Below are 24,092 nucleotides of genomic sequence, written 5' to 3'. Positions count from 1 at the left end.
CGTCATCTGATCAGGGGAATTCGGTGGTTCGACCGGACGCCCGGCGCGGGCCGCTCCCGGCACCCGTGCGGTACCCCGTGTTCCGCGGGGCCGCCGGGGCAGGGCAAGGTGGTGCCGTACACGGTACGGATCACATGAGGGAGTGGACGCCGCGATGGTGTTCAAGAAGCTGCTCGGTTCGCTAGGTGTGGGCGGCCCCACGGTCGACACGGTGCTTGACGGCCCGGTACTGCCCGGCTCCATGCTGACCGGTCACGTCCGGCTGCGCGGCGGCAAGGCGGACTTCGACGTCGAGCACGTCACGCTGGACTTCGAGGCCCGCGTCGAGGCCGAGCGCGGTGACGAGGAGCACCACGGCACCGTCGTCTTCGACCGGCACACGGTCGCCGGCGGCTTCCGCCTCGCGGCCGGCGAGGAGCGCGACGTCCCGTTCGCGGTGCCGGTGCCCTGGGAGACGCCGGTGACCGAGCTGTACGGGCGGCCGGTGGGCACCGTCCTCGGCGTCCGCACGGAACTGGCCATCGCGGGGGCGCGGGACAAGGGCGACCTCGACCCGCTGGCCGTCCGGCCGCTGCCCGTGCAGGAGGCGGTCCTGGACGCGTTCGGCCGGCTTGGCTTCGGGCTGCGCTCCGCCGACCTGGAACTCGGCCACATCCGCGGCAGCGGCCAGCGGCTGCCCTTCTACCAGGAGATCGAGTTCGCCCCGGCCCCGCAGTACGCCCACGCCGTCAACGAGGTCGAGGTGACCTTCCTGGCCGCGCCGGACGGCATGGAGGTCGTGCTGGAGGCCGACAAGCGCGGCGGCCTCTTCTCTGCCGGGCACGACGTCGTCACCCGCTTCCACGTCGCCCACCACGACGTGGCGGAGCGCGACTGGACGGCGGAGGTGGACTCCTGGATGCGGCAGCTGGTCGAGCACCACGGCGCTCGTCAGGCGCATCACGGGGTCCGTCATGAGGGCCACGGGATCCACCACGAGGGCCACCTCCCCGGCGGCGGTCACCGGTCCGGCCCCGGCATGGGCACCGTCGTCGCCGCCGGAGCGGCGGGCGTCGCGGCCGGTGTGGTCGGCGGGCTGGTGGCGGCCGAGGTCGTCGACGAGATCGGCGACTTCTTCGAGGGCGACGAGGACTGATCGCGGCGCGCGGGCGGGGGCCTGTCAGCGCAGCAGGCCCGCCGCCCTGAGGTCGTCGAACAGCAGCCGGTCGACCGGCGGGACGAGCGGCCGGTCCGCGTACGAGAACCAGGCCACCTCGGCGATCTCCGCGCTGGCCGTCAGCGTCCCGCCGTACTCGCCCGTGTAGCAGCTCATCCGGACCACGGTGCCGTCCGGGAGCTCCGGCACCGCCGCCTCGTAGGTGCCCACGTGGGCGACCGTCTCCGGGTCGAGGAGGACCGTCAACTCCTCCTCGACCTCGCGCAGCAGGGTCTCCAGGTCGGTCTCCGCGCCCTCCCGCTTCCCGCCGGGCACGTAGAACACGTCCTTCCCGCGCGGCCGTGCGCAGAGCACCCGTCCGTCCTCGACCCGCACCCAGGCCACCGTGTCGATCAGCACGGGCTCCGCTCCCTCTCCGGTCCTGTCCGGCGGCCGGCGGGCCGCGCGCGGGGTCATGCAACCACAGGGCCGGGCTCGGGGGCGTACTGGGCCTCGCCGTGGCCCAGCGACCAGTCGGCCGGCGCGTTCTCGGCGAGGGTGACGAAGACGTTCCGCGGTTCGGTGCCGGCGTAGGAGTGCGCGAGTTCGGCGATGCGCCGGTACAGCGCGCGCTTGCGCTCGGGAGTGCGGCCGGCGCGCAAGGTGATGGTGATGTACACGATGCCCTCGTCCCGGCGCACCCCCAGATAACCGCCGTAGCGGAGGGTGCCGGTGGTGCCGTCGTGGCCGGTGAGGATCTGGAAGAGGTCGTCGGCCGGGATGCCGAGGGTCTCCTGGAGGGCTTCGTGGACGGCGCGGCCGAGCGCGTCCAGCCGGTCGGGGTCGGTTCCCAGGGCGTCGATGCGGACCAGGGGCATGGCGGGGCTCCTCGTGCGGGGGGTGTTTCCCGTAAGGGTCTTCCTGCGCGTCGAGTGTACATACCAGTAGGTACAGCAGGTTGACGGGGTGTCGGGCGCGGGGTCAGCAGGGTGGGCGGGGGCAGGCGGCGCCGGTGCCGTGCGGGCAGGGCAGCCGGTCGAGGGCCAGGTCGGCGACCTGCCGCGCGGGGTGGTCGACGGGGACGCGGACGCCGTGCTCGTCCGGCTCCAGCGGTTCGAGGTCGGCGAGCTGCGAGCCCAGCATGCAGGCGGGCATGAAGTGGCCGGTGCGGTGGGCGAGCCGGTCGGCGATGACCTCCGCCGGACCGTCCAGGTGCACGAACAGGGCGCGCCGCGCCGCCCCCGCCAGGGTGGCGCGGTAGCGCCGTTTGAGCGCGGAGCAGGTGACGACCCCACCCCCGGCGGCATGGGCCGCCAGCCAGTCGCCGATGGCGGCGAGCCAGGGGGCGCGCTCGGCGTCGCCGAGCGGGATGCCGGACGACATCAGGGCCTTGTTGGACGCCGGGTGGAAGGCGTCCGCGTCGGCGAAGGGCGCGCCGAGCCGGTCCGCGACCAGCCGGCCGACCGTCGTCTTGCCCGCCCCGGAGACGCCCATGACCACGACGAGCGGCAGGGGGCGGGTAGGGGAGAGATGGGGAGGGCGGGGAAGGGAGGAGGGGGGCGGCGTCATGGCGGGACGTTAGGTCGGCGGGGCGCTTCCACTTCAGTGGTGTTCGCTTTTGTCTGTCTCTTTTCGATTCAAGATGCTTTCCCTTCATGTGTGTTCAGGGCGCGGGCGGGGGTGCGCGTCCCTCGGCCCGCCGCCGGAACCGGGCCGCCCGGCCGCCGCGTCCCGCTCGGCATGACACGCGCACCCCGGCCGCCGGTCTGGCCGCACTGCGGCCGCGGGGCCCGGCCGGACGATCCGGTCGGCTGCCGCGGACGCACGGTGCCGCGGCCTGACGGCGGCACGCACCGCGCTTGCCTCGCCCACCTGGACGGGCCCGGCCGGGCGGCCTACCTCGCCGGGCTGCGCCCCGGCGCCCGCGTCGACCACCGCGGCACCGCCTTCACCGACGGCCTGCTCGACGCGCTCCTCGGCGCCCTGGACGACGCGCGGGCCGGCCGCGCCGTCGTCGGCCACGCGGCGTTCGAGGAGGCCCTGTTCCTCGGCCGGGCGCGCTTCACCAGGGCGGCCTTTCCCGACGGCGCCTGCTTCGACGGCGCGACGTTCCTCGGCCGCGCCGACTTCAACGACACCGTCCTCGGCGGCGAGACATCGTTCCGGAAGGCGTCGTTCCTGGACCACGCGTGGTTCCACGACGCGGAGTTCACGGCGCACGCCGGGTTCGGCGACGCGCGCTTCGGCGGCGACGCGGGGTTCAGCCGGGCGGCGTTCGCCGCGGGCGCCGGCTTCACCGGGGCCGTGTTCGCCGGCAGCGCCCACTTCAGCGCGGCCGACCTCGCCGGGGAAGTCTGCTTCCGCGAGGCGGACTTCCATGGCGACTGCTACTTCGGCGCGACCGTCTTCCACGACGGCGCCACCTTCCGCCGCGCCGTCTTCCGGGCCGCCCCCGCCGTCGGGCCGCTGGCCTGCCGGGGCACCCTCGACCTCTCCTGGGCGCGGTTCCTCGGCACCACCACCCTGGAGGCCGCCGCCACGTCCGTCGACTGCCGGAAGTCCTCCTGGGCCTCCGGCGCGGCGCTGCGGCTGCGGTACGCCGCCGTGGACCTCGTCGACGTGATCGCCGAGCGGTCCCTGAGCGTCACCGCGCACCCCCGGCCCTTCCTGCCCGAGGCGGACGGCGAGCGGCCGTTCGAGTCCGTCCTCGCCGCCCGCGACCCCGGCGTCCGGGTCCGCTCGCTGAGCGGCTCCGACGCCGGGAACCTCGCCCTCAACGACCTCGACCTGTCGTCCTGCCTCTTCGGCGGCGCCCTCCACCTCGACCGGCTCGGCCTGGAGGGCTGCTGCGTCTTCGCCCGCACCCCCGCCCGCAGGATGCCGTTCCTGCCCCTGCGGCGCTGGACCCCGCGCCGCGTCCTGGCCGAGGAGCACCACTGGCGCGCCGCCCGGGGCGCCCGGGGCTGGACGCCCGCGCCCGAGGGCGTCGAGGTCCGCTCGCCCGCGGCGCTCGCCTCCACCTACCGGCAGCTGCGCACCTCACTGGAGAACGGCAAGAACCACCCGGGCGCGGGCGACTTCCATTACGGCGAGATGGAGATGCGCCGCCACGACGGCGAACGGGCGGACGGGCAGCGGGCCCTGCTCCTCCTCTACTGGGCCGTCTCCGGCTACGCGCTGCGCGTCGGCCGCACGCTGCTGTGGCTGCTGGCCACGACCGCGGCAGCCGTCGCGGCGGTGGCCCTGTGGGGCCTGCCGCCGGAGCCGCACCGGCCCGTGTCCGCCGCGGGATCCCCCACCGGGACCGCCGCCGGAACCGCGCCGGACCGGGAGGCCGGCGGCGGCCGGCTGGACACCTCCGTACGGACGGTCCTGAACGTCGTCGGTCTCCGCTCCGGCCCGCGGGAGCTCACCCTCGCCGGCGCCTGCGCCGACGGGACGTTCCGGCTGGTCGCGCCCGTCCTGCTGGGCCTCACCGCGGTCGCCGTCCGCAACCGCGTACGGCGGTGAGCCGGCCCGGGGCGGCACGCGCCGCCGCGGCGGGGTGTTGACAGCGAACGTGTCGTGCCCGGGGCGGCGTCGTTGAGGGCGATGAAGTCATTCCGGGCTCATCGCCCCCTAACGGGAAAAGGATCCCAGATGCGTCTCTTCCGCCCGATCGTCGTCGCCCTCGCCGGACTCGCGCTCGCCATGGCCGGACCCGTGGACGCGGCGGTGGCCGCGAAGGGCCCGTTCACCTTCCTCGGGCCCGGGGACAGGCCGTTCTTCGTCGAGAACCCGCCGGACAACCGCTGCTACACCATGAGCCAGCAGGCGCACGGCGCGCACAACGGGACGGGCACCCCGGCCACGATCTTCAGCGGCAAGAAGTGCACCGGCACCGCCGTGCGCCTCGCCCCGGGGCAGCGGGCGCAGCGCGGCGCGACGTTCTCCAGCGTCCGCTTCGGATGACGCCGGGCGGACGCTCCGTCACATCGACGGGGAGTTCCGTCACATCGGCAGCGAATGCAGCCGCACCGGCCCGGAAGGCCACGTGGCGTCCGCCCGCAGCCCGGTCCACATGGTCCGCAGGGGCATCACGCGCGGGCCCCCGGGCTGCTCCACCTCCACCTCGTCCGTCAACAGGTGCCAGCCCAGACGCTCGTAGAGGCCGACGCGGTCCGGCAGGCAGAAGAGCAGGCCGAGGGCGAACCCCCGGTCCCGGGCGTGATCCAGGGCGGCGGTGACGGCCAGCCGCGCGAGGCCGCGGCCCCGCGTCCCGAGCGCCACGGCGACCCCGCCGAGCCCCGCCACCTCCATCCGGACCCCGCCGGCCGTCAACGGCAGGGACACCAGGCCCGCGTGGGCGACGAGACGGCCGTCCCACCGGACGCCGAAGTGCTCGTCCTTGGGCCGCCAGGCCAGCCCCCAGGCGTCGACGCCGAACGGGTCGGGGGCGTCGCCGAGGATCTCGGCGGGGGAGTAGTCGGCGAGCCGGACGGTGACCGGCCCGGACGGGTCCTTGTGAGTGTTCATGCGGGGACGATGGCACGACTCCCGCCGTCCGGCCGTGGCCCGTGTCACTCCGGGGCACCGCCGCGGGCCCGGCCCGTCACGACCCCAGGCAGTGCCGCCGCGCGCGCAGGAACTCCTCGGTCGCCGGCTCCGGCCGGCCGGGGTCGGCGGTGAACGCCGCCCACGGCTGGACGGTGGTGTGCGCCCCCATGGCCGCGAACACCTCCGCCGCCTCGGCGTAGTGCCGGGCCGACCACAACGCGAAGGCCAGGTGCGACAGATCGGCCACGGACAGCGGCGCCCGCCCGCCGCGGACGGCCGGGGCGAACCAGCCCTGGTACGTCCGCAAGGTCTCGGAGCGGATGGGGTCCACCGACCACTGCGAGCGCAGCAGCGCGTCCGACCGGCCCTGCCCCATCGGGTCCGCGGCCTGCCGCCGGTGCAGGTCGGCGTAGGCGAACAGCGGCAGCGCCAGCAGCGGCGACCCGGCCGGCGCCCAGGACGCCACCCAGCGGGCGAAGTCGACCGCCGACACCGACGCCGCGGCGCCGCTGGTGCACGCCTGGAAGAACTGGAGCATCCGGTGGAACGCCTCGCGGTTGCACTGGTCGCGCTCCCAGATCCGGGAGAGCAGCCCCCACGGACCCGGCGGCAGCATGATCTCCCAGGGCTGGAGCCGGTGCTCGGGCCGCTCCTGGCGCTCGTCCAGCGAGGCCAAGGCCAGCAGGCAGATCCACGGCACTGGGTCGCCGGGCGCGGCCTCGACCGCCAGCCGGCATGCCTCCCGGGCCTGGTGCTCCAGGTGGACGGCCTCCGGATGCCGCTGCCGGTGCGCGCGCTGCGCCCGCTGCACCACCACCCGGGCCCACATCACCCGCGCGTCGACGCTGTACCCCTCCTCCGCGGCCCACGCCTCGACGATCGTCGAACCGGCGGCGACCGCGCCGAGGACCTGGGTGCGGGCCGTGCGCAGCGCCCAGTCGGCGCCGGTCTGCGCCAGCAGGTCGCGCATGGCCATCCAGCGGCCCGCCCACACCTCCTCGACGGCGATCCGCAGGGCGTCGTCGAGCCCGGCCGGGTGGTGGACGGGGCGGAAGCCGCCGGCGGGGGCCGTGGTCTCCCTGGCCATCAGCCCACCCCGTCGTGCAGGGCCGGCCGGGTGGCCGGCGGGCGGTAGGCGGTGGCGCGGGGGGACGGCGGGCCGGCGGTGCCGGGTGTGCGGGTGGTCACAAGCGGATCCTGGGCTGGGGGGCGGGGGAGCGGCGGGCGGGACGGGGCGTGCGGTGTCGGCGAGGCCGACGGGGGAAGGCGAAGTATGCGGGGGGTGTGGCAAGAGCCGCACCGCGCAAGGGAGTTCGCGGCCGCCGCCCGACGAGCCTAACCCCAGGCGGACGGCCGGTCGACCGTGGGCCCGAGGAAGATCGGGTTCCGCCGAAAGCGGCTGGTGCGGTATGCAACCAAGTGGGGATTTCGATGGTCTTACCGTTCATGACAATGAATCGCACCTCCCTGCGGACCCGGCTGGGCGTCGCGCTGGGCGCCGCCGGACTGGCCGTCCCCCTGGCCGTGGCGGCCGGCGGGACCGCCGAGGCGGCCCCCGCCAAGGCGGCGGCCAAGGCGCCCGCCAAGGTCTCCTGCCCGACGGACAAGGGCCGCATCGCCTGCGTCGACCTGACCCGCCAGGTGAGCTGGATACAGGACGGCAAGAAGATCAAGTACGGCCCGGTCCACATACGCTCGGGCAGAAAGGGCTTCGCCACGCGCACCGGCCTCAAGAAGGTCTACTGGCGCGACAAGAACCACCGCTCGTCGCTGTACGACGTGAGCATGCCGTACAGCCAGTTCTTCGACGGCGGCCAGGCGTTCCACGCCATCAGCGGCAGCGTCTACTCGCCGCCCGGCTCCCACGGCTGCGTCAACATGCGGATGAAGGACGCCCAGGCGTACTGGAACCTGCTGCACAAGGGCGACGACGTCTTCGTGTACGGCCGCAAGCCCGGCACCTGACCGGTCCGTCCACCGGCGGGCCGGGCCGTACGCGCCCCGGCCCGCCGGCGGGCGTCCGCCGGTGGCGGACCGCACGGCGCCCGGGTACGCTGCCCGGAGCGCCGACCGGGGGGAACGGATGCCCACACCGCTCGTACAACGCCCGCGCCTGCTGCACGAGTTGCCCGCCCACTGGGCCGACCGCGCGCCGGACGCCGAAGCACTCGCCTCGGACGGCCGCCGCCTCACCTGGCGCGATCTCCACGCCCGTGCCGACCTGCTGCGCGGCGCCCTCCACACCGCCGGCGTGGGCCCGGGGAGCCGGGTCGCCGTCGTCGGCCGCAACAGCCTCGCCTGCCTGGAGACCGTCCTCGCCGCCGCCGGCGCCGGAGCGGCCACCGCCATCCTCAACTGGCGCCTCGCCCCGCCCGAACTCGCCCACGTCGTCGCCGACTCCGGTGCCTCCGTGCTGTTCGCCGACGCCGACGTGCTGGACACCGTACGGACGGCCCTCGGCACGCTGGACGCCCCGCCGCGCCTGATCGTCACCGGCGACCCCGCCGAGCCGGGTGACCCCGCCGAACCGGACGACGGCGCCGAGACGTACGCGTCCCTCCTCGCCCGCGCGGAACCGCTCGCCGCCCGCGACGGCCTCGACCCGGACGACACCTGCGTCATCCTCTACACCTCCGGCACCACCGGCTCACCCAAGGGCGCCGAACTGACCCACCGGGGCTTGCTGGAACAGAGCGCGTCGCTGCTCGCCGTCCTGCCCATGGGCCCGGCCGACCGCAGCCTCGCCGTCCTCCCGTTCTTCCACGTCGGCGGCGTCTGCTACGTCGTCACCGCGCTGCTCGCCGGGGCGCCCACCGTCGTCCTGCGGGAAGCCACCCCCGAGGCCATGTGCGCGGCCGTCGCCGACGGCGCCACCCACCTCCTGCTGGTGCCGGCCATGCTGCCCGGCATCCTGGCCGGCGGCCCGGCCGCGGCCGCGGCCTTCGCCGGGCTGCGGTACTGCCTCTACGGCGCCTCGCCCATGCCACTGCCGGTGCTGCGCCGGGCGCTCGCCCTCTTCCCCGACGTCGGGTTCCTCCAGCTCTACGGCATGACCGAACTCTCCGGCGCCGCCACGGCCCTGACCCCCGAGGTCCACCGCGACCCGGTCCAGGCCCACCGCCTCGTCTCCGCCGGCCGCCCGATGCCGGGCGTCGAGGCCCGCGTCGTCGACCCCCACACCCGCGCCGACCTGCCCCCGGGGGAGCGGGGCGAACTGTGGATCCGGTCCCCCGGGCGGATGAAGGGCTATCTCGGCAATCCCGCCGCGACGGCCGAGACCGTCACCGGGGACGGCTGGCTGCGCACCGGGGACCTGGCGCGGATCGACGAGGACGGCTTCGTCTTCGTCGAGGACCGGCTCAAGGACCTGATCATCACCGGCGGCGAGAACGTCTGCCCCGCCGAGGTCGAGCGGGTGCTGGCCGAGCACCCCGCCGTCGCCGAGGTCGCCGTGGTCGGGGTGCCCGACGAGAAGTGGGGCGAGGCGGTACGGGCCGTCCTGGTGGCGGCCGGCGCGGCGCCGATCGACGAGGCCGAGCTGCGGGCGTACTGTCGGGAGCGGCTCGCCGGGTTCAAGTGCCCCAAGGCGGTGGAGGTGGTGGCGGCCCTGCCGCGCAACGCCACCGGGAAGATCGACAAGAACGCGCTGCGGGCCGCGGCGTCCGCCGGATGACGGTCGCGGCGGCCCTCGGCGGCCTTGCGGCGAACGGCCGTTACTCGTCCTGTGCCGTACGGTCGGCCAGCCGTTCGTAGCGCTGCCGTGCGGCCTGGGGAGTGCCGAGCCCGAGCCCGAAGGCGATGTCCGGCCAGGTCATGCCGCGCCCCCGGGCCATTCTGAGGAGCCCGGCCTCCAGCTCGTCCATCTCCCCGCGCATCAGCGGCACGAGGCTCAGGGCGGCGGTGATGTCGGCGCGGTCCACCTCCGGTTCGCCGTCCTCCGGCAGGGCGGCGCCGCTGAGCAGGAAGGACACCAGCCGGACGGCCTCGTGCGGGCCGATCATCGTGGGGTGGACCTGCCGGCGGCGGCGCGCGTCCGTGTCCGCGTGCCGCTCGGCGATCCGGAACAGCGCGGCGTGGACGCGCCGCGCCCGCGCCTGGTCGGCATCCGGGGGAGAGAAGGGATCTGGGGTCTCGGGCGCCTCCGGCGCCTCGGAAGATGACGGCATGCGCAGCAGCATGACGCACCACATGACGGTGCGTCAACGGCGCGTTGTGAACAGTCTGTTTGCTCAGTCGTAGAGGCGGGCGGCGTACCCCGGTCCGTAGTAGGTCTCCAGCTCCTCCAGGGAGTCCTCGGGCCGCTCCAGGACCTTGGCGATGCGCGCCCGGGAGGCGACCCCGTCCGGCCGCCAGGTCTCCGGCTTCCACAGCTCGGAGCGGAGGAACGCCTTCGAGCAGTGGAAGAAGACCTCCTCGACCTCGACCAGCAGGGCGAGGACCGGGCGGTGCCCCTTGACTGTCATCCGGTCGAGGAACGGCGCCTCGCGCACCAGCCGGGCCCGGCCGTTGACGCGCAGGGTGTCGCCGCGGCCGGGCACCAGGAAGACCAGGCCGACGTGGGGGTTGGCGAGGACGTTGTGGAACCCGTCCGCCCGCCGGTTGCCCGGGCGTTCGGCGATCGCGAGCGTGGTGTCGTCCAGGACGAGCGCCAGGCCGCCGGCCGGGTCGCCCTTCGGTGAGACGTCGCAGTTCCCGTCCGCGTCCGAGGTGGCCACCAGGCAGAACGGCGAGCTCTCCAGCCACTGCCGGTCGAGCTCGCCCAGCCGGTCCCGGACCTTGTCGCGGACGCGCGGGACCGGTTCCCCGAGCAGTTCCGTCAGTTCGCCGGGCTCGGTGATCTCGACCCAGTCCGTCCTGTCCACGGTGGTTCCCCCTCGTTCCGCGGTGCCTGCGACGACGTCTTCGATCCTAGGCGCGCCGGCCGGCCCGGTCACCGGCCGGCCGACGCCTTCGACCGCCCGTCAGTGCCCGCGGGCGATCCACTCCTCCAGGTGCGGCGCCTCCGCGCCGATCGTCGTCGTGTCGCCGTGGCCCGTCCGGACGACCGTCGCGGCGTCGAGGGTCAGCAGCCGGTCGCGGATCGACGCGACGATGGTCGGGAAGTCGGAGAACGACCGGCCGGTGGCGCCCGGGCCGCCTTGGAACAAGGTGTCCCCGGTGAACACCGTACCCAGCTCCGGGGCGTGGAGGCAGACCGCGCCCGGCGCGTGGCCCGGCGTGTGCAGCACGGTGAGCTCCGTGCCGGCCACCCGCAGCACCTGCCCGTCCGTCAGCTCGCCGTCCGGGGCGCGGTCCGGGTGGGTGCGGTCCCACAGGGGCCGGTCGGCGGGGTGGAGCAGGACCGGGGCGCCGGTGCGCTCGGCCAGCGCCGGGGCCGCGTTGACGTGGTCGTCGTGCGCGTGGGTGCAGACGACGGCCAGCAGCCGGCGGTCGCCCAGCGCCTTGGCGATGGCGTCGGCGTCGTGCGCCGCGTCGATGACGATCGCCTCGTGGTCGTCGCCCACGATCCAGACGTTGTTGTCGACCTCCCACGTGCCCCCGTCGAGGGAGAACGTGCCGGAGGTGACGAGGTGGTCGATCCGGGCCGGCATCAGAAGACCACCACCGAGCGCAGCACGTCGCCCTGGTGCATCCGGTCGAAGGCCGCCTCGACGTCACCCAGGCCGATGGTCTCGGTGACGAAGGCCGCCAGGTCGAGCCGGCCCTGGAGGTGCAGGTCGACGAGCATGGGGAAGTCGCGGGAGGGCAGGCAGTCGCCGTACCAGGAGGACTTCAGGGCGCCGCCGCGGCCGAAGACGTCGAGCAGCGGCAGGTCGATCCGCATGTCCGGGGTCGGGACGCCGACCAGGACGACGGTGCCGGCCAGGTCGCGGGCGTAGAACGCCTGCTCGTACGTCTCCGGGCGGCCGACCGCCTCGATGACCACGTCGGCACCGAAGCCGCCGGTCAGCTCGCGGATGGCCTCGACCGGGTCGCTGGTGCGCGAGTTCACCGTGTGGGTGGCGCCCATCCGGCGGGCCGTCTCCAGCTTGCGGTCGTCGATGTCGACGGCGATGATCCGGGCCGCGCCCGCCAGCCGGGAGCCGGCGATGGCCGCGTCACCGACGCCGCCGCAGCCGATGACGGCCACCGAGTCGCCGCGGCCCACCCCGCCGGTGTTGATGGCGGCACCGATGCCCGCCATCACGCCGCAGCCGAGCAGCCCGGCGACGGCGGGGGAGACCTCGGGGTCGACCTTGGTGCACTGGCCGGCGGCGACCAGCGTCTTCTCCGCGAACGCGCCGATGCCCAGGGCGGCCGTCAGCTCGGTGCCGTCCTTCAGGGTCATCTTCTGCCGTGCGTTGTGCGTGGCGAAGCAGTACTGCGGGCGGCCGCGCAGGCAGGCCCGGCACTGGCCGCAGACGGCACGCCAGTTGAGGACGACGAAGTCGCCGGGCGCCACCTCGGTCACGCCCTCGCCGACCGCCTCGACCACGCCGGCCGCCTCGTGGCCCAGCAGGAACGGGAAGTCGTCGTTGATGCCGCCCTGCTTGTAGTGCAGGTCGGTGTGGCAGACGCCGCACGCCTGCACCTTCACCACGGCCTCACCAGGTCCCGGGTCCGGCACCACGATGGTCTCGACCCGCACCGGCTGGTTCTTCCCCGGCGCCACCACGCCCCGGACTTCCTGTGCCACGGCACTGCCCCTTCCTTGATCATTACGTCGTGGACCACTCTCGCGCACCACGGCGCCCGGCGTCCAACGACGCGGCTCACGTCTCGCTGGGAGCGCTGGGAGCGCTGGGAGCACTGGGGGCGCCGGGGGTGTCGGCCGCCGGCGCCGCGCCGGGCACGCGGGGCGCCCCCGGCGCGTCGGGCTCGCGCAGCGGGCGCAGCAGCAGCCAGCCGAGGGCGGGCAGCGCGATCAGCGGCGCGAGGGCGGTCCGCAGCGACGCGGTGTCGGCGAGGGCGCCGATGAGCGGGCTCGCCACGCCGCCGACGCTGACCGCCAGGCCGAGGGTGACGCCGCTCGCGGTGCCCACGCGCCGGGGCAGGTAGTCCTGGCCGAGCGTGACGTGCAGGGAGAAGGGGACGTACAGCGCGGCCGAGGTCAGGGCCACGAACAGGTAGAGCGCCGGGCCGGGGACGAGCACGACGCCGGCGACCGCCGGGACCGCCAGGGCGTACGACCAGCGGACGACGGCGATCCGCCCGTACCGTCCGGCCAGCTTCCCGCCCGCCACCGTGCCCACCGCGCCGCCCAGGTAGAGCACGAACAGAGCCGCGGTACCCGCCAGTTGCCCCCAGCCGGTGCGCTGCCGCACATGCAGCGAGACGAACGCGCTCAGCCCGACGAAGACGATCGAACGGCACATGATGGCCCCGGTCAGCCGGCGGAACGACGCCCAGTCGTCCCGTCCGGCCGGGCGGGACGCGGCCTTGGCACCCGCCGCGTCCCCCGGCGCGCGGACCGCGCGCAGCGCCGCCGCGCACAGGGCCGCGCCCGCGACGGCCGGGAGCACCAGCAGCGGCGTCGCCCGCAGGCCGCCTGTGGCGACGACGGCGGAGACCAGCAGGGGGGCCGCGGCGAAGCCCAGGTTGCCGCCGAGCGAGAACCAGCCCATCGCCACATGGCTGCCCCGGCTCGCCTGACGCGCCACCCGCGCGGACTCGGGATGATAGGCGGCCACGCCGATCCCGGACACGGCGACGACCGCCAGGGTCAGGGCGTACGAGTCCCACAGGCCGCTCAGGGCGACGCCCGCCCCGCCCACCAGCGTGCTCACCGGCAGCAGCCACGGCAGGGCCCACCGGTCGGTGAGCGCCCCGAACAGCGGCTGCACCACCGACGAGAGCAGGGACGCGGCCAGGACGACGCCCGAGGCGGCGGCGTAGGTGTAGGCCCGCTCGGAGACGAAGAACGACACCAGGGCGGCCACGGCTCCCTGGTAGACGTCCACACAGGCGTGCCCCGAGGAGAGGAGAAGGATCGGGCGGTTGCGCGGCGGGCGGTTGCGTGAGGGGAGGGAACGATTCTTCGGCACGTCCCCGATCGTGACGGCTCTTCTGCGCGTCGCGCTTCCGATAATGTGCCAACTCCTGTCGGAAACCCGCCACTCCCGGTCCCAACCGGTGGCCGATCGTCCGGAATCCTACCCGTGCGCGGCCCCCGGGGCGGTGAGTAGTCTCGGGCGGGAAGCGGGCGGAACCCGCCGGGCGGGAGGGAGCGGACCATGGCCGGAAGGCGGCCCCGGATCGCCGTCGTCGGCGGGGGTATCGGCGGGCTGGCCGCCGCCGTCGCGCTGCGGCGGAGCGGCGTCGAAGCCGTCGTCCACGAACAGGCGCCGCGGCCGACGGCCACCGGCGCGGGCGTCGCCATCGGCGCCAACGGCCACCGCGTCCTGCGCTCCCTCGGCATCGACCGGCGGCTCGCGACGACGGCCGTCGTCCCGCTGCGCGTCGACTTCCGGCACTGGAGCACCGGTCGGACGGTGGCCGGACTCGGCATCGGCGACAGCTACGAGCAGCGGTTCGGCGCCCCCTTCCGGCACCTCGAACGCTCCGCCCTCCAGGACGCGCTGCTCGCCGCCGCCGACGGGATCCCGGTGCGCTTCGGTGCCCGCTGCACCGGCGTCGAGCAGACCCCCGACGGCGCCGTCGCCCGGTTCGCCGACGGCTCGGTGGCCGAGGCGGACGCGGTCGTCGGCGCGGACGGCATCCACTCCGCCGTCCGGAACGCCGTCTTCGGCCCCGACGAGGCGGTCTTCTCCGGCACCAGCGGCTACCGCGCCCTCGTCCCCCTCGACCGGGTGCCCGACCTGCCCGAACTCGCCGAGCCCGTCCTGTGGCTGTGGGTCGGGCCCGGCCGGCACGTGGTGGTCTACCCGGTCGCGGGCGGCCGCCTGCTCAACTTCCTGGCCGTCGTGCCGGACCCCGCCTGGACCGTCGAGTCCTGGGTCACCGAGGGCCGGACGGGCGACCTGCTCGCCGCGTTCGACGGCTGGCACCCGTCCCTCACCCGCCTCCTGGCCGCCGCCGAACGCCCCGGCCGCTGGGCCCTCTACGACCGCGAGCCCCGGCGCGCCTGGACCCGCGGTCGGATCACCCTGCTCGGCGACGCCGCCCACCCGATGCTGCCCCACCACGGGCAGGGGGCGAACCAGGCGCTGGAGGACGCGGCCGTCCTCGCCGCGCTGCTCGCCGGGGCGGGACCGGACGACGTGCCCGCCGCCCTGCGCCGCTACGAGCTGGCGCGCCGCCCCAGGACCCGCGCCATCCAGGCCGGCTCCCGGCGGAACGCCGCCTGCCTCCAGCTCCCCGACGGGCCCCAGGCCACCGCCCGCGACGCGGACCTCGCCACCCTCCCGGACCGGCTCGCCTGGATCCACGGCCACGACGCCCTGGCCGAGCTGCGCGCACCGGCGCCGGGCGAGGCGGCTACCCGGCGGTGACCTCCAAGTGGTAGTCGTACGCGGCAGGATCGAAGGTGAGGCCCGCCGTCCGCTCCAGGACCGCCATGTGTCCCGCGTCCATGGGATAGACGTCCACGAAACGCTCGACCGGGACCCCGAACAGCCCGGCGAGGAAGGCCGGGTCGGCGTCCGGCAGTTCCGTCTCGCCCGCGGGGAAGTCGGCGCCCTTCGGGTAGGCCGTCACGGTGTGGCGGGCGTCCGGCCGGCCGGAGTCGCGCGGGGCTCCGGCGGTGCCGGGCCGGTCCTCGGTCACACCTCGACCCAGCCGTGGTTGGCGGCCAGGCGGACGAGCCGCTGGCGGATCAGGAGGATCTGCTCCGCGGTCATGGTGGGGGCCGCGCCGAGGAGCAGTTCGGTGACCTCGTCCGTGAACTCCTTGGCGGACAGCACGTCGCAGTCGCCGTCCTCGTGCGGCGGGCCGGGTGTGTAGGGCTCCGCCGGAGGCTCGGCCGGGCGCGCGGACGGCACCCGGTCCAGCAGGCGGACGTGGGACGCCTTGAGGCCCCGCTCGCCCTCCTCCACGGTGAACTCGACGAACGCGCCGGGGACGATCAGGCGCTTGTCCGCCTGGACGTCGTTGACGTGCACGAACACGTCCTCCCCGCCGGTGTCCGGAGCGACGAACCCATAGCCCCGGAACTCGTCGAAGCGGATTATCCTACCCGTGACCACAGACATTCCCCACCTACACCGCGTGCCAGCACCAGCCCGGTCCCGGGCCCGACGGGACCCTATCCAGCGCCGGTGCGGGACACAATCCCCGTGTCAACGCCCTGCCGCCCGCACGTCGACGAGCACCTTCCCCGCCGTCTCCCGCGCCGCGACGGCCTCGTGCGCCTGCGCTACGCCGTCCAGCGGCACGACGCGGTCGACGTGCGGGACGAGCCGCCCCTCGCCGGCGAGGGCGAGGACCCGCCCGGCCACCTCCGCGAACAGGCCGGGCGTTTCCAGGACTTGCTGCATCCACAGCGTCACCACGCCGAGTGAGCGCCGGGTCAGCGCGTCCACGGCGACGACGGCCGGCTCCTCGCGGTGGCCGATGGAGACGAGCCGCCCGAAGGGGGCCAGCGCGGCGAGCGCGGCCTCGACGCGCGGGCCGCCCAGCGAGTCCAGGTAGAGGTCCACGCCGTCCGGCAGGAGCTCCGGCAGATCCTCCGGGCCCGCGACCGCGTGCTCGGCGCCCAGCCGCCGGACGAACTCCCGCTTGGCCTCCGACGAGGCCGTCCCGGCGACGACGGACGCGCCCAGCGCGCGGGCCAGCTGGACCGCCAGGTGGCCGACCCCGCCGGCGGCGGACGCGACCGCCACCCGTTCCCCCGGCCGCAGCCGGCCGGCCGTGACCAGGGCGGCGTACGCCGTGCACCCCTGCTCGACCAGGGCGGCGCCGGTGAGATCGTCGATGCCGTCGGGGAGCTCCACCGTGTACGCGTCGCGGGCCACGGCCACCTCCGCGTACCCGCCCCCGTCGCGCAGCAGCGCGGCCACCCGCCGGCCGTCCCGCCGCCGGACGCCGACGATCTCCGCACCGAGGACCGCCGGCAGCCCCGGCGGCCGATAGACGCCCGCCCGGACCTCCAGATCACCGTAGTTGACACCCGCCAGGGTGACGTCGACGACGGACTCCCCCTCGCCCGCCGCCGGTTCCGGGAGGTCCGCGGTCTCCAGGACCTCAGGACCGCCGAACCGGCGCAGCACCACAGCCCGCATGCCGCTCAGCCCCCCAGGTAGTCCTCGGGCGCGGAGCCCTCCCGGACCGTGTCGAGGGTGAAGCAGTGCAGACCGCCGCCGAAGAGGCGGCGGTGGCGGTGGCGCACCGGCACCACGGTGAAGCGGTGCCCCTCCAGCGTCCGGATCAGCTCCGGGCAGGCGGAGTTGACGAGGACGGTGTCGGGGGAGACCGACAGCACGTTCAGGTCGATGTAGCGGCTGGTGAGCAGCAGGTCATCGTCGTCGTACACCGGGAACTGGTTGTCCTCCGGCTCCGGCGGGAAGATCATGTCCCACGAGCGGAGCTGCTTGGGCAGCCGCTCGGCGATCTGCGGGGTGCGCACCAGCAGCAGCCCGGGGCGGAGCGCCAGCACGGTGCTGTCGATGTGGCTGTCGGACAGCGAGTCCAGCCGGTGCACCCGGAAGCGCCCCTCCAGGTGGCGCTCCAGCCAGTCGCAGCCGAGGGCGTGGTTGGCGGTGGAGACGTTGACGAAGACGTCCAGGCCCAGCCGCAGGCACTGCGCCCCGTCGATCATCATCTCGTGCCCGACGTCGTACGGCGACGGCCGGGGGTCGGTGATGGGCTCCATCAGCTCGCCCGGGGCCGTCTGTGCCGTGACGTAGGAGAGGTCGAAGGAGGCGTCGGTCATCAGCGGCCGGGGCATCACCGTCCAGCGCGCGCCGCGCCGGAAGTAGTCGGCGAAGACCGGCTTGAGCAGCTGCGTCTCGAAGTAGCGGGCGCGCACCTGCGGGGCCGTCTCGATGACCTCGTCGCCGAGGACGATGCTGTTGTCGCGGACGTTGAGCGCCGGGATGACGGCGGCGCGGAAGGTGGGCGTGCGGACCTCGATGTGCTCCGCGAGCGGCGCGGGCCGGTGCACGGTCACGCCGAGCGAGGTGAGGGTCTCCACCATCCCCTCGACGTCCTCCTGGAGCTCCTCGACGTAGCGCTTCTTGATGGGGCTCTGCCGGGCCCCGGTGCCGGTGCCGCCGTCCTCGCCGGGCGCGCGGTGGCGCGGGTAGTACATCCGGCTGTACGGCATCTCGTCGTGGAAGAACAGGTCGAAGGAGAGCTCCCGCTCGTGGGAGGAGTAGTTCTCGGCCGATCCGACGACCACTTCACGCAACGGGGACCAGCTGTCGTAGCTGTTGAGGGACATGCTGCGGCCTTTCTGCGAGCGACGGGGGAGGGGGGACGGGTTCAGGCGCGGGCGGCGGCGAACGCCGGCAGGGAGCGGCGCACGGCGTGCGCGGCGTCCCGGTCGCGGGCGATCACGCAGGGGATCACCGTGCCGTCCACGGGGACGAGGTCGCCGACGAGGACGACGCCCGTGCGGGTGGCGGGGTCGAAGGCGAGACCGGACCGCTCCAGCGCGTCGAGGGCCGCGCCGAAGGAGGGGACGGGCCAGGTGCCCGTCTCCAGGAACACCCGCCGGGACCCCGGGCGCTCGCCGACGAGCCGGCGGCCGAGCGCGGTGTGCAGGTGCGACGAGCCGGTGAGCCGGCCGTTGGCCTCGGTGAACAGCAGCTCGCCGGCGGGGGTGAGGATCGCGTCGGCGCTGAGCGTCCCGCGGTAGCCCAGGGCGCGGTACGCCGCGCACAGCCGCCGCCCGCCGGCGAGCAGCCGGTCGAGGACGGCCCGGGGCAGTGCGGCGGGCACCGTCTCGCCGACCACGACGGGGTCCATCAGCATCTCGCCGTGGCCGGACAGGACGATCGCGTCGTCGCCGACCTCGAACTCGGCGTAGACGGGGGTCGATTCGGGGTGGTACCGCTCGACGACCAGCGGGTGCCGGCCGCCGGACGACAGCCGGTCCCAGTGGCCGGCCACGTGCTTCCGGGCGGCCTCCGGCCCGGGCAGGACGACCGCGCGGGGCGCGCCCAGGGGCCGGACGGCCGGGTCGGCGGTGAGGATCTCGTTCCCGAGCCCGCCGGAGTGGAACGCCTGCTTCAGGACGGCGCAGTGGCCCGCGGCGAGCAGCCCCGCCGCGTAATCGCCCGCCGCGTCCGCGGTGCCCGCCACCGTACCGGCCGCGACGGGCGTGCCGGTGCCCGCCGCCACCGCGCGGAAGGCCGCCTTGCCGTTGACCAGGGCGCTGCCGCCCTGGGCGTGGAACGCCCATCCCGGCAGGGCGCGTTCGGCGCCCAGCCGGCGGGCGAGGTCCGCGACGCCGGCGTCGGCGTACACCGGCAGCACCCGGTCGACGGTCCGGCCGGCCAGGGCGGTACGGACGGCGGCCACCGTCGCGTCGGGCAGGGTCCCGGTGGGCGGGAGGTCGGCGGTGACGACGGTGAGGGTGGCGCGGCGGGTGCCGGTGAGGCCGGTGACGTGGTCGGCGTACGCATCGTCGGGTGCCTCCGGCAGCAGCAGGACGTCGCCGTCGCGGGCCCACCACAGCAGCCGCTGGGCGCCCCGGGCGGCCCGCCGCCGCCCGTCCGGGGTGCCGTCCGGGCCGCCGGCCATCTCCGCGGCCCGGTTGTCGCCGATCAGCAGTGCCGTCATCCGTCCTCCAGCGGCGCGGCGTCCGGGCCGGCGGGCTCGGGGCCGCGGCAGGGGACGAGGAAGCTGCGCTCGAAGACGAGCACGACCTCGCCGGTGGACTTGGTGCCGGTGGTCCGGCAGGAGACGATGCCCTCGCCGGGACGGCTGCGGGAGAGCCGCTTGCCGAGGATCTCCGTGGAGGCGTAGAGGGTGTCGCCGGTGAAGACCGGGTTGGGCAGTCGGATGCGGTCCCAGCCCAGGTTGGCCAGGGCCTTGCCGCTGGTGCTGCGAGCCGTCATGCCGCCGACGATGCTCAGCGTGACCAGGCTGGAGACCAGCGGCCGGCCCCAGGGGGTGTCCGCGCAGAACGCGGCGTCGATGTGCAGGGGCGCGTCGTTCATCGACAACGTGCTCATCAGGACGTTGTCCATCTCGGTGATCGTCCGGCCGGGCCGGTGCTCGATCACGTCGCCGACGGTGAACTCCTCGTAGAGGAAGCCCACCACTTCCCGGTAGTGCTGCGGTCCCAGCCGCTCGTAGCCGCTGGGCGGGGTGTCGTCCGCCATGGGTCCGTACCGTCCTCGGTGCGTGGTGGTTCGGTGTGGGGTGGCTCAGTCCGTGCTGGTGAGGTCCTTGATGTGGCCGATGAACTCGTCGAGCTTCTCCCGGGACAGGTCGGCGCGGATCATGATGCGCAGGCCGGCCTCGCCCTTGGGGACGATGGGGAAGAAGACCGCCGAGCAGTAGAAGCCGCGCTGGAACATCTCGCCGGAGAGCTTGACGGCCGCGTCCGGGTCGCCGACGGTGATGCGGCGCACGGGGAGGCCGTTGCCTGCGAAGGAGGTGGGGAAGGCGTTGTCGAAGTAGGCGATGTTCTCCTGGAGTTTGCGCTGGAGGTCGCCGAGTTCGGGGGAGCGGTGGATCGCGGCCGAGGCCAGCGAGGCGCCGACGACCGGGAACGACATGTTCTGCGACCAGCCGACCGGGCCCGCGTGCCGGTGCAGGAACTCGAACATCTCCCGGCTGCCCAGCATCGCGATGCCGCCGGCCGTGCCGAACGCCTTGCCCAGGCTGGCGGTGATCACCGTCAGCTCGTTCATCTCCAGCTGGGAGCGGGCGAAGCCCTCGCCGTGCTCGCCGAGGATGGAGAGCGAGTGCGAGTCGTCCAGGTAGAGGAACAGGCCGTACCGCTCCTGGAGCCGCCGCAGCCCGTCCAGGGCCGCCGCGCCGCCCATCGAGTACGCGCCGTCGGCGACGTAGGCGACCCGCGGGTAGGTCCGGCAGATCTCCTCCAGCCGGTCCAGGTCGTTGTGGTCACAGGTGAGGACGAGGCTCTCGTCGCCGCAGACGGGCTTCATGTACGACATGCAGAAGTGGCAGAAGCGGTCGAAGACCATCACGCGCGGCTGCCCGTCGGACAGGTGACCGGAGGCGATCAGCGGCAGGATGCCGGCGGTGAGCGCGCTGCACGAGGCGCCGGGCAGGGCGTGGCAGCCGAAGAGGTCGCCGAGCTCCTCCTCCAGCCGGGCGAGCAGCCGGTGCCGGACCCGGGTGGTCGGCATGACCAGGGAGGTGGCGCCGGTCTCCCGGAGCGCCTCGATCGCGCCCTCCACCACGGCGGGGTGGTGGTTGAGGCCCAGGTACGAGCAGGAGCACATGTTGACGAACGCGTGGCCGTCCGGGGTGACGAGGTGGTTGTTGGCGTCGGGGGAGTCGGCGACGACGCCGATCAGCCCGGCCTCCGCGGCGCCCAGCCAGGCCGGGTCGGCCGTGCGGATCATGGTGGCGCTGTTGCGGTAGCGGTGCGGGCCGGTGATGTCGGCCGTGGGGTTCGGGGGGTTCTCGGTGTTCACTGTTCCCTCTCCTGCGTCGCGGTGGTGGAGCGCGGGGCGTCGGGGTACGGGTGGGGTGCCCGGGCGGCCGGGGCCGGGGCGGCTGTCGCCTGAGGGGATGGGGCCGCGGCTCTCGGAGGCGGTTCGGACGGGTCCGGCGCCTGGTCGCCGAACTCCTCGACCAGGCGCTGGGACGCCTCGAAGAACGGGATGCCGATCATCATGCCGTCGACCACGGTGATGTCCCGGCCGTTCTCCCGGCCGGCGGCCACGATCCGGCGGGCGCGGCCGAGGGTGTCGGCGTCCGGGGAGAACGCCTCGTTGATCAGCGGCACTTGGCGGGGGTGCACGGCGATCTTGCCGCTGAACCCCATGTCCTTGGCGAGCGCCGCCTCGCAGCGCAGCGCGCCGTCGTCACGCACCTCGAAGAGCGGCGCGTCCATGACCTCGATCCCGGCCGCCCGCGCGCTGTTGACCAGCACGCCCCGCGCGTGGGCCAGGGCGTCCCAGGTGAGCCGGGCGCCGGTGGCGAAGGCGTAGTCGGCCGAACCGAAGACCAGGGCCCGCAGCCGGGGGGACGACGCGGCTATGGCGGCCGCCCGCTCCAGGCCGCGCGGCGTCTCCACGACGGCGATGAACTCGGTGTGCGGGCACTCGGGACCGAGGACGTGCTCCACGATCTCGACGTCCCGGCGCGACTCGACCATGGGTATCAGCACGAGCGGCGGCTTCACCGCGTAGTGGCGCAGGGCCAGCAGGTCGCGCAGGCCGTCCGGCCCGCTGATGGTGTTGATGCGCACCGCGCACCGGGTGCCGGCGGCGCTCGGCAGGGTGAAGAAACCTTCCGCCCGTCTCCGTGCCTCCTCCTTCCGCGCCGGCGGAACGGAATCCTCCAGATCGACCATGGAGATGTCGGCCCCCGAGCGGTGGCCGGTGGCGTAGCGATGGACGGCGGTGGCGGGGGTGGACAGCAGGGACCGGCAGAACCGCGAGTACTTCATGGGATCTCCGACGAGGGCCGGCGGAAGAGAGCAGGGAGCGGTGGCGTCGTGATCCGCCCCCGCGCTTCCATGCCTACCGCACCCGGGCTGTTCGAGACCGCTCCGCGTGCCCTGAACAAGCAACTCCGAACAACGCCGAATAATCGGGATTGGTCATTCCCAGCCGGACTGTCATTGTCGAATTGACGGAAATCATAGTGTTGTTGGCCATTGCGTGACCGCTACCGTAAGACGCACCGCTTCGTTCGGCTCGCTCGCGCCGTCGCCCCACCCCTGGCCCGGCGCCGTGCGGCACGGCTGGAAAGGCAGGGCAGTGGCACGTCGCGAACGGCCCCTGGACCCGGGTGACAGCCCCCTGCTGCGCTTCGCCGCGGACCTGCGGGCCCTGCGCGAACGGGCCGGCAGCCCCACCTACCGCCAACTCTCCCTCCTCGCCCACTCCTCGGCGGCCAGCCTCTCGGTGGCCGCCGGTGGCCGCAGATTCCCGACGCTCGCCGTCACCAGTGCCTACGTCCGCGCCTGCGGCGGCGACGTGGGGGAGTGGGAGGGCCGCTGGCACGCCGTCGCCGCCGCCCTCGCCCGCCGCAGGCCGCCGCCCTACGCCGGCCCGGCCGCGTACACGGCGGCGGACGGCGACCGCTTCTTCGGCCGGGAACGCCTGGTGGACCAGGCGCTGGAGCGGTTACGCCGGGACCGGGTCGTCGTCGTCACCGGCGCCTCCGGAGCGGGGACCACCTCGCTCCTCCAGGCGGGCGTGGTCCACCGGCTCGCCGGCCAGGGCCGGCCGCCCGCCGTCGGGACGTTCGTCCCCGGTCCCGATCCCGTCGCCGAACTCGCCCGCTGCCTCGCCCGGCTCCCGGACGCCGACTCCGTCCTCGTCGTCGACCAGTTGGAACGGCTCCTCGCGCAGGACACCTACGGAAGCGACCGTTCCGTCGTCCCGCCGGTCCTCCGCTGCCTCCTCGACGTCCTGCGCGCCGCGCCCTGCCGGCTGGTGCTGGGCCTGCGCACCGACCTCCACGACCGGCTCGCGGGACACCCGTTGCTGGCGGGGCTGCCGCTGTCCCTCCCGCCGCTCACCCCCGAGGAGCTCACCCGCGTCGTCACCGAGCCGGCGGCCGCGGCCCACTGCACCGTCGAGGACCGGCTGCTCGCCGTCCTCGTCACCGGCGCCCACCGGCAGCCCGGCGGCCTCTCCCTCCTCTCCGCCGCCCTCCTCGCCACCTGGCGGCACCGGGACGGCAACCGCCTCACCCTCGCCGGCTTCCACGCCGCCGGCGGGTTCGAAGGGGCCGCAGCCGAGGGCGCCGAGGCGGTCTGGGCCGGACTCGCCGACGGGCCGCGGCGGCGCGCGCGGGCCGCTTTGCTGCGGCTGACCGAACCCGGCGACGACGGCGCACCGCGCGCCCTCGACCGGCGCGAACTCGGCGACGACCCCGGCACGGCCGCCGTCCTCGAACGCCTCGCCGCCGCCCGGATCGTCACCCTCGACCACGACCGGGCCGTCCTCGCCCACGGCGCCGTCGCCCAGGGCTGGCCCCGGCTCGCCGCCTGGACGGCCGAGGACCCGGAGGCGCTGAGCCGCCGCCGCGGGCTCACCCGGGCGGCCCGCGCCTGGGAGGAGTCCGGCCGGGACCCGGCGACGCTGTGGCGGGGGCGGCGGCTGGCGGAAGCGGAGGCCGAGGCGTCGGCGGGGATGCCGTCCGACGGCCCGGCCGGGACGGCTGCCGTCCCGCCTGTCCCGCCGGACGCGGCGTACCCGCCCGGCGTCCGGGAGCGCGACTTCCTCGCCGCCTGCGCGACGGCCGAACGCGCCCGCCGGCTCCAGGACGCGGTGAGCGACGCCCGGCTGCGCGCCCAGCGCCGCCTCATCACCTTCCTGGCCGGTCTTCTCCTCTCCATCGCCGCGCTGGCGGCGGCCACCGTCCCGCTCGCGGTCCGCTGAGT

General features: G+C 74.9%; 24 protein-coding genes and 1 pseudogene. 7 read left to right on the top strand and 18 right to left on the bottom strand.

Annotated elements, in window-relative coordinates:
* The first annotated feature begins 154 nt into the window (after positions 1-154).
* Positions 155-1,135: a sporulation protein gene (locus JNW98_RS03060; RefSeq protein WP_223766515.1), complete on the top strand. Its 981-nt coding sequence runs from the start codon at positions 155-157 to the stop codon at positions 1,133-1,135.
* A gap of 24 nt (positions 1,136-1,159) precedes the next feature.
* Here JNW98_RS03060 and JNW98_RS03055 read toward each other — a convergent pair whose 3' ends face one another.
* From JNW98_RS03055 to JNW98_RS03045, 3 genes are all read right to left on the bottom strand, one after another.
* Complete coding sequence (locus JNW98_RS03055; RefSeq protein WP_372459151.1) at positions 1,160-1,555, bottom strand: NUDIX hydrolase; 396 nt, start codon at positions 1,553-1,555, stop codon at positions 1,160-1,162.
* Between the two features lie 53 nt (positions 1,556-1,608).
* The gene (locus JNW98_RS03050) at positions 1,609-2,013 is read right to left on the bottom strand and encodes a tautomerase family protein (RefSeq protein ID WP_223766479.1); all 405 of its coding nucleotides are present in this window, start codon (positions 2,011-2,013) and stop codon (positions 1,609-1,611) included.
* 103 nt (positions 2,014-2,116) lie between these two features.
* Positions 2,117-2,704 carry a gluconokinase gene (locus tag JNW98_RS03045; RefSeq protein WP_223766478.1) on the bottom strand — a complete coding sequence of 196 codons (588 nt, stop codon included), beginning with the start codon at positions 2,702-2,704 and terminating at the stop codon, positions 2,117-2,119.
* A 258-nt stretch (positions 2,705-2,962) separates the two neighbouring features.
* Here JNW98_RS03045 and JNW98_RS03040 point away from each other — a divergent pair, with 258 nt between their 5' ends.
* Entirely contained in the window at positions 2,963-4,645 is a 1,683-nt protein-coding gene (locus tag JNW98_RS03040) for a pentapeptide repeat-containing protein (protein WP_223766477.1), read from the top strand.
* 129 nt (positions 4,646-4,774) lie between these two features.
* Positions 4,775-5,086 carry a hypothetical protein gene (locus tag JNW98_RS03035; RefSeq protein ID WP_223766476.1) on the top strand — a complete coding sequence of 104 codons (312 nt, stop codon included), beginning with the start codon at positions 4,775-4,777 and terminating at the stop codon, positions 5,084-5,086.
* A 39-nt stretch (positions 5,087-5,125) separates the two neighbouring features.
* On the opposite strand, the gene JNW98_RS03030 is transcribed toward JNW98_RS03035, so the two are convergent.
* Complete coding sequence (locus JNW98_RS03030) at positions 5,126-5,650, bottom strand: GNAT family N-acetyltransferase (RefSeq protein WP_223766475.1); 525 nt, start codon at positions 5,648-5,650, stop codon at positions 5,126-5,128.
* Positions 5,651-5,726: 76 nt separating this feature from the next.
* Positions 5,727-6,758, bottom strand: a complete 1,032-nt coding sequence (locus JNW98_RS03025) for a hypothetical protein (protein WP_223766474.1) — start codon at positions 6,756-6,758, stop codon at positions 5,727-5,729.
* Between the two features lie 473 nt (positions 6,759-7,231).
* Between JNW98_RS03025 and JNW98_RS03020 the strand changes: the two are divergent.
* Both JNW98_RS03020 and JNW98_RS03015 read left to right on the top strand, forming a co-directional pair.
* Positions 7,232-7,636 (top strand): annotated as a pseudogene (locus JNW98_RS03020) (L,D-transpeptidase); the annotation flags it as partial.
* Between the two features lie 118 nt (positions 7,637-7,754).
* Positions 7,755-9,344, top strand: a complete 1,590-nt coding sequence (locus JNW98_RS03015; RefSeq protein WP_223766472.1) for a long-chain-fatty-acid--CoA ligase — start codon at positions 7,755-7,757, stop codon at positions 9,342-9,344.
* A gap of 40 nt (positions 9,345-9,384) precedes the next feature.
* Here the strand turns inward: JNW98_RS03015 and JNW98_RS03010 are convergent, their stop codons facing one another.
* The 5 genes from JNW98_RS03010 to JNW98_RS02990 form a co-directional block, all read right to left on the bottom strand.
* The gene (locus JNW98_RS03010; RefSeq protein ID WP_223766471.1) at positions 9,385-9,837 is read right to left on the bottom strand and encodes a DNA-binding protein; all 453 of its coding nucleotides are present in this window, start codon (positions 9,835-9,837) and stop codon (positions 9,385-9,387) included.
* 63 nt (positions 9,838-9,900) lie between these two features.
* Positions 9,901-10,533 (bottom strand): pyridoxamine 5'-phosphate oxidase family protein, encoded by a 633-nt coding sequence (locus JNW98_RS03005; protein ID WP_223766470.1) that lies wholly within the window; start codon positions 10,531-10,533, stop codon positions 9,901-9,903.
* Between the two features lie 99 nt (positions 10,534-10,632).
* Complete coding sequence (locus tag JNW98_RS03000; protein WP_223766469.1) at positions 10,633-11,262, bottom strand: MBL fold metallo-hydrolase; 630 nt, start codon at positions 11,260-11,262, stop codon at positions 10,633-10,635.
* Positions 11,262-12,347 (bottom strand): S-(hydroxymethyl)mycothiol dehydrogenase, encoded by a 1,086-nt coding sequence (locus JNW98_RS02995; RefSeq protein ID WP_223766468.1) that lies wholly within the window; start codon positions 12,345-12,347, stop codon positions 11,262-11,264. The genes JNW98_RS03000 and JNW98_RS02995 overlap by 1 nt, the downstream gene beginning before the upstream one ends.
* Before the next feature lie 76 nt (positions 12,348-12,423).
* Positions 12,424-13,695 (bottom strand): MFS transporter, encoded by a 1,272-nt coding sequence (locus JNW98_RS02990; RefSeq protein ID WP_223766467.1) that lies wholly within the window; start codon positions 13,693-13,695, stop codon positions 12,424-12,426.
* Positions 13,696-13,884: 189 nt separating this feature from the next.
* On the opposite strand from JNW98_RS02990, the gene JNW98_RS02985 reads away from it, so the two are divergent.
* Complete coding sequence (locus JNW98_RS02985) at positions 13,885-15,102, top strand: FAD-dependent monooxygenase (RefSeq protein ID WP_223766466.1); 1,218 nt, start codon at positions 13,885-13,887, stop codon at positions 15,100-15,102.
* On the opposite strand, the gene JNW98_RS02980 is transcribed toward JNW98_RS02985, so the two are convergent.
* The 8 genes from JNW98_RS02980 to JNW98_RS02945 all read right to left on the bottom strand — a co-directional run bounded on the left by JNW98_RS02980 (position 15,089) and on the right by JNW98_RS02945 (position 22,145).
* On the bottom strand, positions 15,089-15,376 hold the full coding sequence (locus tag JNW98_RS02980) for a DUF7683 domain-containing protein (RefSeq protein WP_223766465.1): 288 nt from the start codon (positions 15,374-15,376) through the stop codon (positions 15,089-15,091). The two genes, JNW98_RS02985 and JNW98_RS02980, sit on opposite strands and share 14 nt — an antisense overlap.
* Positions 15,373-15,795, bottom strand: a complete 423-nt coding sequence (locus JNW98_RS02975) for a cold-shock protein (protein ID WP_223766464.1) — start codon at positions 15,793-15,795, stop codon at positions 15,373-15,375. The genes JNW98_RS02980 and JNW98_RS02975 overlap by 4 nt, the downstream gene beginning before the upstream one ends.
* Before the next feature lie 93 nt (positions 15,796-15,888).
* A complete protein-coding gene (locus tag JNW98_RS02970) occupies positions 15,889-16,830 on the bottom strand; it encodes a quinone oxidoreductase family protein (protein ID WP_223766463.1) in 942 nt (313 codons plus the stop codon).
* A 5-nt stretch (positions 16,831-16,835) separates the two neighbouring features.
* On the bottom strand, positions 16,836-17,990 hold the full coding sequence (locus JNW98_RS02965) for a glycine amidinotransferase (protein ID WP_223766462.1): 1,155 nt from the start codon (positions 17,988-17,990) through the stop codon (positions 16,836-16,838).
* 41 nt (positions 17,991-18,031) lie between these two features.
* Complete coding sequence (locus JNW98_RS02960; RefSeq protein WP_223766461.1) at positions 18,032-19,333, bottom strand: preATP grasp domain-containing protein; 1,302 nt, start codon at positions 19,331-19,333, stop codon at positions 18,032-18,034.
* A complete protein-coding gene (locus tag JNW98_RS02955) occupies positions 19,330-19,878 on the bottom strand; it encodes a MaoC family dehydratase (protein ID WP_223766460.1) in 549 nt (182 codons plus the stop codon). The genes JNW98_RS02960 and JNW98_RS02955 overlap by 4 nt, the downstream gene beginning before the upstream one ends.
* Before the next feature lie 45 nt (positions 19,879-19,923).
* A complete protein-coding gene (locus tag JNW98_RS02950) occupies positions 19,924-21,165 on the bottom strand; it encodes an 8-amino-7-oxononanoate synthase family protein (RefSeq protein WP_223766459.1) in 1,242 nt (413 codons plus the stop codon).
* A complete protein-coding gene (locus tag JNW98_RS02945) occupies positions 21,162-22,145 on the bottom strand; it encodes an HpcH/HpaI aldolase/citrate lyase family protein (protein WP_223766458.1) in 984 nt (327 codons plus the stop codon). The genes JNW98_RS02950 and JNW98_RS02945 overlap by 4 nt, the downstream gene beginning before the upstream one ends.
* Before the next feature lie 313 nt (positions 22,146-22,458).
* Here JNW98_RS02945 and JNW98_RS02940 point away from each other — a divergent pair, with 313 nt between their 5' ends.
* On the top strand, positions 22,459-24,090 hold the full coding sequence (locus JNW98_RS02940; RefSeq protein WP_223766457.1) for an nSTAND1 domain-containing NTPase: 1,632 nt from the start codon (positions 22,459-22,461) through the stop codon (positions 24,088-24,090).
* Positions 24,091-24,092: the final 2 nt, after the last annotated feature.

This window comes from Streptomyces huiliensis, assembly GCF_020037025.1.
In the GTDB taxonomy this organism is placed as follows: Bacteria; Actinomycetota; Actinomycetes; order Streptomycetales; family Streptomycetaceae; genus Streptomyces; species Streptomyces huiliensis.
Note: the sequence above shows the minus strand (reverse complement) of the source record. Positions and strands in the feature narration are given on the sequence as shown.

What these genes read in the sequence shown, in the direction of transcription:
- JNW98_RS03030 (WP_223766475.1), bottom strand. Translation starts at nt 5,650, where the DNA reads ATGAACACTCACAAGGACCCGTCCGGGCCGGTCACCGTCCGGCTCGCC.
- JNW98_RS03050 (WP_223766479.1), bottom strand. Translation starts at nt 2,013, where the DNA reads ATGCCCCTGGTCCGCATCGACGCCCTGGGAACCGACCCCGACCGGCTG.
- JNW98_RS03000 (WP_223766469.1), bottom strand. Translation starts at nt 11,262, where the DNA reads ATGCCGGCCCGGATCGACCACCTCGTCACCTCCGGCACGTTCTCCCTC.
- JNW98_RS02970 (WP_223766463.1), bottom strand. Translation starts at nt 16,830, where the DNA reads ATGCGGGCTGTGGTGCTGCGCCGGTTCGGCGGTCCTGAGGTCCTGGAG.
- JNW98_RS03045 (WP_223766478.1), bottom strand. Translation starts at nt 2,704, where the DNA reads ATGACGCCGCCCCCCTCCTCCCTTCCCCGCCCTCCCCATCTCTCCCCT.
- JNW98_RS02960 (WP_223766461.1), bottom strand. Translation starts at nt 19,333, where the DNA reads ATGACGGCACTGCTGATCGGCGACAACCGGGCCGCGGAGATGGCCGGC.
- JNW98_RS02955 (WP_223766460.1), bottom strand. Translation starts at nt 19,878, where the DNA reads ATGGCGGACGACACCCCGCCCAGCGGCTACGAGCGGCTGGGACCGCAG.
- JNW98_RS03010 (WP_223766471.1), bottom strand. Translation starts at nt 9,837, where the DNA reads ATGCCGTCATCTTCCGAGGCGCCGGAGGCGCCCGAGACCCCAGATCCC.
- JNW98_RS03035 (WP_223766476.1), top strand. Translation starts at nt 4,775, where the DNA reads ATGCGTCTCTTCCGCCCGATCGTCGTCGCCCTCGCCGGACTCGCGCTC.
- JNW98_RS02965 (WP_223766462.1), bottom strand. Translation starts at nt 17,990, where the DNA reads ATGTCCCTCAACAGCTACGACAGCTGGTCCCCGTTGCGTGAAGTGGTC.
- JNW98_RS03025 (WP_223766474.1), bottom strand. Translation starts at nt 6,758, where the DNA reads ATGGCCAGGGAGACCACGGCCCCCGCCGGCGGCTTCCGCCCCGTCCAC.
- JNW98_RS03015 (WP_223766472.1), top strand. Translation starts at nt 7,755, where the DNA reads ATGCCCACACCGCTCGTACAACGCCCGCGCCTGCTGCACGAGTTGCCC.
- JNW98_RS02985 (WP_223766466.1), top strand. Translation starts at nt 13,885, where the DNA reads ATGGCCGGAAGGCGGCCCCGGATCGCCGTCGTCGGCGGGGGTATCGGC.
- JNW98_RS02945 (WP_223766458.1), bottom strand. Translation starts at nt 22,145, where the DNA reads ATGAAGTACTCGCGGTTCTGCCGGTCCCTGCTGTCCACCCCCGCCACC.
- JNW98_RS03060 (WP_223766515.1), top strand. Translation starts at nt 155, where the DNA reads ATGGTGTTCAAGAAGCTGCTCGGTTCGCTAGGTGTGGGCGGCCCCACG.